The following is a 7,173-nucleotide window of genomic DNA, read 5'->3' as shown; positions in this document are numbered from 1 at the left end:
GCGGCCGTCGTCGTGGGCGTCGGCGCGCGGATGGCGACCGCCGCCTCGGCCGCCGTCACCGCGGTGCGCGAGGCCGTGGCGCTGCCGCGCGCCGCCGCACCCGCTCCGCCCGTCCCTCCGACGGCCGTGCTCGACGACGTCGAGGGCATCAGCTCCTTCGTCACCCCGAACGCCGAGTTCTACCGCATCGACACCGCGCTCGCGGTGCCCTCCGTCGATCCCGCCGAGTGGTCGCTCCGGATCCACGGCATGGTCGAGGAGGAGGTCGTGCTGACCTGGGACGAGCTGCTCGCGCTGCCGCTCGAGGAGCACCTGGTCACCCTGTCCTGCGTCTCGAACGAGGTCGGCGGCGACCTGATCGGCACGGCGCTCTGGCTCGGGTACCCGATCCGCGAGCTGCTGGCCCGGGCGCGCCCGACGGCGGGCGCCGACATGGTGCTCTCGCGCAGCATCGACGGCTTCACCGCCTCGAGCCCGCTCGACGTGCTGCAGGACGAGGGCCGCGCGAGCATCCTCGCCGTGGGCATGAACGGCGAGCCGCTGCCGCTCGAGCACGGCTTCCCGGTGCGGATGGTCGTGCCCGGCCTCTACGGCTACGTCTCGGCGACGAAGTGGGTCACCGAGCTCGAGATCACGACCTTCGCCGACGACCTCGCCTACTGGTCGACGCGCGGCTGGAGCGAGCGCGGGCCGATCAAGGTCGAGTCGCGGATCGACGTGCCCCGGCAGGGCCAGGCGGTCTCGGCGGGCACCGTCGCCGTCGCCGGAGTCGCCTGGGCGCCGCACACGGGCATCTCGACGGTCGAGGTCCAGGTCGACGGAGGGGAGTGGCGCGAGGCCCGCCTCGCCGAGGCGGTCACCGCCGACACCTGGATCCAGTGGGTGCTCGAGTGGGAGGCGACGCCCGGCGACCACGTGCTGAGCGTCCGGGCCACCGACTCCGAGGGGCTCGTGCAGACCGCCGACGAGGCGCGGCCGGCGCCGGACGGCGCGACGGGTCACCACCGCCGAACAATCGCCGTCGCGTGACCGCGGAGCCCCGCGGAAAAGGGGACGGTCGAACCGGGCGGCAGGGAGCCCCGTAAAATCGATCCCTATGGCACATCTCCTGGGCGCTGAGGCGCTGCGACTCGAGTACCCCACGCGGGTCATCTTCGACGACGTCTCGCTGGGCATCGAGGAGGGCGACCGCATCGGGATCGTCGGCCGCAACGGCGACGGCAAGTCGACCCTCCTGCGCCTGCTCGCGCAGCGCATCGAGCCGGACTCCGGCCGCGTCACGCACCGCCGCGGCGTCACCCTCGGCATGCTCGACCAGGCCGACACGGTCGACGAGGACCTGACGGTCGCGCAGGCGGTCGTCGGCGGGCTCGAGGAGCACGAGTGGGCGGGCGACGCGCGCACCCGCGACGTGATCGCCGGGCTGCTGCGCGACGTGCCCTGGGACGGCGTCGTCGGCTCCCTCTCGGGCGGGCAGCGCCGCCGCGTCGCGCTCGCGAAGCTGCTGGTCGGCGACTGGGACGTCGTGTTCCTCGACGAGCCCACCAACCACCTCGACGTCGAGGGCATCGCCTGGCTCGCCGAGCACCTCAAGCGCCGCTGGGCCACCGCGTCCGGCGGACTCGCCGTCGTGACCCACGACCGCTGGTTCCTCGACGAGATCTGCACCGCCACCTGGGAGGTGCACGACCGCCTGGTCGAGCCCTTCGAGGGCGGCTACGCGGCCTACATCCTGCAGCGCGTCGAGCGCGACCGGATGGCGACCACGATGGAGGCCAAGCGGCAGAACCTGATGAAGAAGGAGCTCGCGTGGCTGCGCCGCGGAGCCCCCGCCCGCACCGCGAAGCCCAAGTTCCGCATCGATGCCGCCAACCAGCTGATCGAGGACGAGCCGCCCGTGCGCGACTCCGTCTCGCTCTCGCAGCTCGCGGTCTCGCGGTTGGGCAAGGACGTCGTCGACCTGCTCGACGTGACGGTCCGCTACGGCGACCGCACAGTGCTCAACCGCATCGAGTGGCGGATCGCCCCGGGCGAGCGCACCGGGATCCTCGGCGTGAACGGCGCCGGCAAGTCGACCCTCCTGGGCCTGGTCGCCGGCAGTGTGCGGCCCACGAGCGGCACGGTGAAGCGCGGCACGACCGTGCGCGTCGCGATCCTCGACCAGCAGCTGCGGGAGCTGACCGAGGTGCAGGACCAGCCGGTCCGCGAGATCATCGCGCAGCAGCGCACCAGCTACTCGATCGGCGGCAAGGACATGACGCCCGGGCAGCTGCTCGAGCGGCTCGGCTTCTCGAGCGCGCAGCTGTCGACGCCGGTGAAGGACCTCTCGGGAGGCCAGCGGCGGCGCCTCCAGCTCCTGCTGATCCTGCTGAGCGAGCCGAACGTGCTGATCCTCGACGAGCCGACCAACGATCTCGACACCGACATGCTCGCGGCGATCGAGGACCTCCTCGACTCCTGGCCCGGCACGCTGCTCGTCGTCTCGCACGACCGGTACCTGCTCGAGCGGGTCACCGACCAGCAGTACGCGGTGCTCGAGGGCGCCTTCCGGCACCTGCCCGGAGGAGTCGAGCAGTACCTGGAGCTGCGCAAGGCGCTCGAGAAGGCGGGGCCGGCGGCCCTGTCCTCCTCGGGCTCCGCGGCGCCCTCCGGACTCGGCGGCGCCGAGCGCCGCACCGCCGAGAAGGAGGTGTCGGCGATCGACCGGCGCCTGCACAAGCTGACCCAGCTGACGAAGACGGTGCACGAGAAGATGGCGACGCACGACCAGGACGACTACGACGGCATCCTGGCGCTGAACGCGACGCTCCGCGGCTACGAGGACGAGACCGCCGAGCTCGAGCTGCGCTGGCTGGAGCTCTCGGAGCAGCTGGAGGGCTAGGGCCGGACTTCAGCCGAAGTCGAGCGACAGCTTGCGGAGCAGCTGCGCGAGCCGCTCCTGCTGCGCGTGCGTCAGCGCTCCCAGCAGCTCCTGCTCGGCGTCGACGAGCCGGGTGATGGCGGCGTCGACGCGCGCGAGCCCGGAGGGCGTCATCTGCACGAGGACCCCGCGTCCGTCGTTGGGGTCGTCGAGGCGCTCGACCAGGTCGCGCTCGACGAGGCGGTCGATGCGGTTGGTCATGGTGCCGCTGGTGACCATGGTCGCCTGCAGCAGCTGCTTGGGGGAGAGGCGGTAGGGGGCTCCCGCGCGGCGCAGCGCCGACAGCACGTCGAACTCCCACGTCTCGAGCTCGGAGCGGCCGAACGCCGACCCGCGGGCGCGCTCGAGCTGCTTGGCCAGCCGCCGCATGCGGGAGAAGACCTGCAGCGGCGTGAAGTCCAGGTCGGGTCGTTCCCTCACCCAGGCGTCGACGATGCCGTCGACCTCGTCGTTCGCGCTCACCCCTCCATTGTGGCGGGTGCGGGCCCGAGCGGCTCGCCGGGGTGCCCGCGGAGAGGCGGACTCCGGGTTCTCCGAGGGTCTCGACCGGATGGCAGGATGGACGACGCGCGCGAGCGCGGTCCGCCATGGTGTAACGGCAGCACGGCAGCCTTTGGAGCTGTCCGGTCCAGGTTCGAATCCTGGTGGCGGAGCGGGGATGACGAGCGCGCACCGCCCGGGTGCGCCCGCCGAAGAGGAGACGCGATCATAGACAGCACTCTCGCGGTCGTGATCCTGGCCGCAGGCCAGGGCACCCGCATGAAGTCCAGGACGCCCAAGGTGCTGCACAGGCTGGCGGGACGGCCGCTGCTCGGGCACGTCCTCGACACCGCGGCCTCGCTCGAGGCGGAGCACGTCGTCACCGTCGTGCGGCACGAGCGCGAGCGGGTCGCGCAGGCGGTGCTCGAGCACACGCCCGCGGCCGTCGTGGTCGACCAGGACGAGGTGCCGGGCACCGGCCGCGCGGTCGAGCTCGGGCTCGGCGCCCTGCCCGCCGACTTCGACGGGACCGTCGTGGTGCTCAGCGCCGACGTGCCCCTCCTCGACGCCCCGACGCTGCGCCGTCTCGTCGACGCGCACCTCGCCGAGGCGAACGCGCTGACGATGCTCTCCTGCGTCCTCGAGGACCCGACGGGCTTCGGGCGCATCGTGCGCGGCTCCGACGGCGGCTTCGCCTCGATCGTCGAGCAGAAGGACGCCGACGCCGACCAGCTCGCCATCGCCGAGATCAACGCGGGCGTCTACGCCTTCGACGCCTCCGCCCTGCGCGCCGTCATCGGCGGCATCGGCACCGACAACGCGCAGAAGGAGATGTACCTGACCGACGCCGCGGCGGCGCTGAAGGCGGCCGGCCGTGCGATCCAGGCCGTCCCGGTGCAGGACCGGTGGCTCGTGGCCGGCATCAACGACCGCGTGCAGCTGGCCGACGCGGCCCTCGAGCTCAACGCGCGCATCGTCCGCCGCTGGCAGCTCGAGGGCGTCACGATCCAGGACCCCGCGACGACCTGGATCGACGTGGACGCGGTGCTCGCGCCCGACGTCGAGATCCTCCCCGGCACGCAGATCAAGGGACCGACCGTCATCGCGACGGGCGCGGTCATCGGCCCGGACACCACGCTCGACTCGTGCGAGATCGGCGAGGACGCGATCGTGAAGCGCTCCGACGCGACGCTCGCCGTGATCGGCGCCGGCGCGCAGGTCGGCCCCTTCTCGTTCCTCCGCCCGGGCACGGTGCTCGGCGCGCGAGGCAAGATCGGCACCTACGTCGAGACCAAGAACGCGACCATCGGCGCCGGCTCGAAGGTCCCGCACCTGTCCTACGTGGGCGACGCGACGATCGGCGAGGAGTCGAACATCGGCGCCGGCTCGATCTTCGCCAACTACGACGGAGTGACCAAGCGTCCTCCGTCGTCGGCTCGCACGTGCGGGCCGGGTCGCACAACGTCTTCGTCGCCCCCGTTAGAATCGGGGACGGAGCGTACACGGGCGCCGGCACGGTCATCCGCAAGGACATCCCCGCCGGAGCCCTCGGCATCACCGTCGCTCCGCAGCGCAACATGGCCGGTTGGGTGCAGACCCACCGTCCCGGGACCGCGGCGGCGACCGCCGCCGAGGCGGCCGGGGTGCCCGAGCCCGAGGGCTCGGACCGGCCGACCCAAGGAAGCGGAGAACAGTGACGGGCATCACCGCCAGCAACAAGAAGAGCCTGGTCCTGGTCTCGGGGAGGGCGCATCCGGCACTGGCGGAGGCCGTCGCCTCCGAGCTCGGGACCGAGCTGGTCACCACCGAGGGGCGCACCTTCGCGAACGGCGAGCTCTACGTCCGCTACGGCGAGTCGGTGCGCGGCGGGGACGTGTTCGTCCTCCAGTCGCACACCTCGCCGATCAACGAGTGGCTCATGGAGCAGCTGATCATGGTCGACGCGCTCAAGCGCGCCTCGGCCAAGCGGATCACGGTCGTCGCGCCCTTCTACCCCTACGCCCGCCAGGACAAGAAGGGCCGCGGCCGCGAGCCGATCTCGGCCCGCCTGGTCGCCGACCTCTTCAAGGCCGCCGGCGCCGACCGCATCATGTCGGTCGACCTGCACGCCGCGCAGATCCAGGGCTTCTTCGACGGCCCCGTCGACCACCTCTTCGCCATGCCGGTGCTGCTCGAGCACTTCCGTGAGAAGCTCGACCCCTCGACCCTCACGGTCGTCTCGCCCGACATGGGCCGCGTCCGCGTCGCCGACATCTGGAGCGACAAGCTCGGCGTGCCGCTCGCGATCATCCACAAGCGCCGCGATCCCAAGGTCGCCAACCAGGTCTCGGTCCACGAGATCGTCGGAGAGGTGAAGGGGCGCGTCTGCCTGCTCGTCGACGACCTCATCGACACCGGTCGCACGATCGCGAAGGCCGCCGAGGCGCTGAAGAACGCCGGAGCGATCGGCGTCGTCGTCGCCGCGACCCACGCCGTCTTCTCGGACCCGGCGCGCGAGCTGCTGAGCTCCGAGTTCATCGACTCGGTCGTCGTCACCGACACCCTGCCGCTGCCGGAGGAGAAGAAGTGGGACCGCCTGACGATCCTGCCGATCGCCCCGCTGCTGGCGCGCGCGATCCACGAGGTGTTCGACGACGGATCCGTCACCTCGATGTTCGACGGCGACGCGTGAGCAGCGTCCCGTCCTAGGGGTGCCGCGTGCCCGGGCGAGTGAGCGCTGATCGCGCTCGGGCGCGCCCCGCGGAGCCGACCGGTGCGATCGCGCTCGCCGGTCTCTTCCTCGTCTACTCGCCCGCCGCTCTCGAGGCCGGCTGGTGGCTGCTGCTCGGGATCGGCGTCGCGGCGGCGCTGACCGCGATCAGCGCCCTCGCCGACTCCGGTCGGGAGCTGACCGACGGCCCGACGGCGGAGTGGCTGGCACTCGCCGGCCGGGCGCTCGGCGCGTCCGCGCTCGCGCTGACCGCCGCGGACTCCGTGCTCGACGCGACCGCCCGACCCGTCGCGGTGCTGATGCTCGTCGCGGTCACGGTGTTCGTCCTCCGCGGCGGAGTCGTGCGAGCGGGTCTCGCGCGCGGACTCGGCGCCCTGGTGCTCCTGCTGCTGGTGGCCGCCGCCGTGATCGTCGCCGTGGCGCCGCCGGTGCTCGGCGAGTCCGACGTGCGTCCGGGCGGGGTGGAGGGCACCGCGTCCGCCGCGGCGTTCGCGCTGCTCCTGTTCGCGCCTCCGGCGTCGGGGGCCCTCGTGCGGCTGGGACCGTCGCTCGTCTCGACGGGTGTCGTCGCCCTCGTGGCCGGTGCGCTCGGAGCGGGCCTGCTGCTGCTGGTCGGCCCGGCCGCGCTCGCGGGCACCGCCACTCCGCTCCGCACCGCCGTCGCGGGCACCGCCGCAGAAGTGCCGGTGGCGGTCGCGGCCGTCCTCGCGGGGCTCCTCGCCCTCGTCGTGCTGCAGCGCCGCGACGCGGGCGCCCTCGTCCGCCTGGCCGAGTCCGGCGAGATCCCGGATCCCCTCGCGCAGCGCTCGACGCGGACCGGGGTCCCGGTCGTCGCGCAGCTGGCGGTCTGCCTCGTCTCGGTGGTCGCGGTCGTCGTGCTCGACGCCGAGGCGCTGCTCGCGTTCGCGGTCGCCGCCCAGCTGGTCGCGCTGATCGTCCGCCGCGTCGAGTGGGGAGCGGCGGCGCTGCGCCTGCCGGCGCTCGTCTCTGCGGTGGGTGCGCTCGTGCTGCTGCTCGCCCTGCCCGCGGCGCGCGGCCGCGGTGGCGGTGCTGCTCGGGCTCC

Annotated in this window: 5 protein-coding genes, 1 tRNA gene and 1 pseudogene; 6 read left to right on the top strand and 1 reads right to left on the bottom strand. The window is 73.0% G+C overall.

The features are described from left to right. A partial coding sequence (locus B0T42_RS18360; RefSeq protein ID WP_158078184.1) for a molybdopterin-dependent oxidoreductase occupies positions 1-1,029 on the top strand: 1,029 nt, incomplete at its 5' end. A gap of 67 nt (positions 1,030-1,096) precedes the next feature. Beyond that, positions 1,097-2,881, top strand: coding sequence for an ABC-F family ATP-binding cassette domain-containing protein (locus tag B0T42_RS18355; RefSeq protein ID WP_077224424.1), 1,785 nt, complete (start codon positions 1,097-1,099; stop codon positions 2,879-2,881). Between the two features lie 9 nt (positions 2,882-2,890). On the opposite strand, the gene B0T42_RS18350 is transcribed toward B0T42_RS18355, so the two are convergent. Further along, positions 2,891-3,382 (bottom strand): MarR family winged helix-turn-helix transcriptional regulator, encoded by a 492-nt coding sequence (locus tag B0T42_RS18350; RefSeq protein ID WP_094742810.1) that lies wholly within the window; start codon positions 3,380-3,382, stop codon positions 2,891-2,893. A gap of 119 nt (positions 3,383-3,501) precedes the next feature. Here B0T42_RS18350 and B0T42_RS18345 point away from each other — a divergent pair. From B0T42_RS18345 to B0T42_RS18330, 4 genes and pseudogenes are all read left to right on the top strand, one after another. Beyond that, positions 3,502-3,573, top strand: a tRNA-Gln gene (locus B0T42_RS18345). Between the two features lie 106 nt (positions 3,574-3,679). Beyond that, positions 3,680-5,097, top strand: a pseudogene (gene glmU, locus B0T42_RS18340) (bifunctional UDP-N-acetylglucosamine diphosphorylase/glucosamine-1-phosphate N-acetyltransferase GlmU). Next, positions 5,094-6,071, top strand: a complete 978-nt coding sequence (locus tag B0T42_RS18335) for a ribose-phosphate diphosphokinase (RefSeq protein ID WP_055793762.1) — start codon at positions 5,094-5,096, stop codon at positions 6,069-6,071. The pseudogene glmU and the gene B0T42_RS18335 overlap by 4 nt, the downstream one beginning before the upstream one ends. Positions 6,072-6,097: 26 nt before the next feature. Then, positions 6,098-7,173, top strand: a 1,076-nt coding sequence (locus B0T42_RS18330) for a hypothetical protein (protein WP_077224423.1), incomplete at its 3' end; no start/stop codon positions are given.

The organism is Rathayibacter rhapontici (assembly GCF_001995175.1).
Taxonomy (GTDB): Bacteria; Actinomycetota; Actinomycetes; order Actinomycetales; family Microbacteriaceae; genus Rathayibacter.
This window is presented reverse-complemented; position numbering and strand designations above follow the sequence as displayed.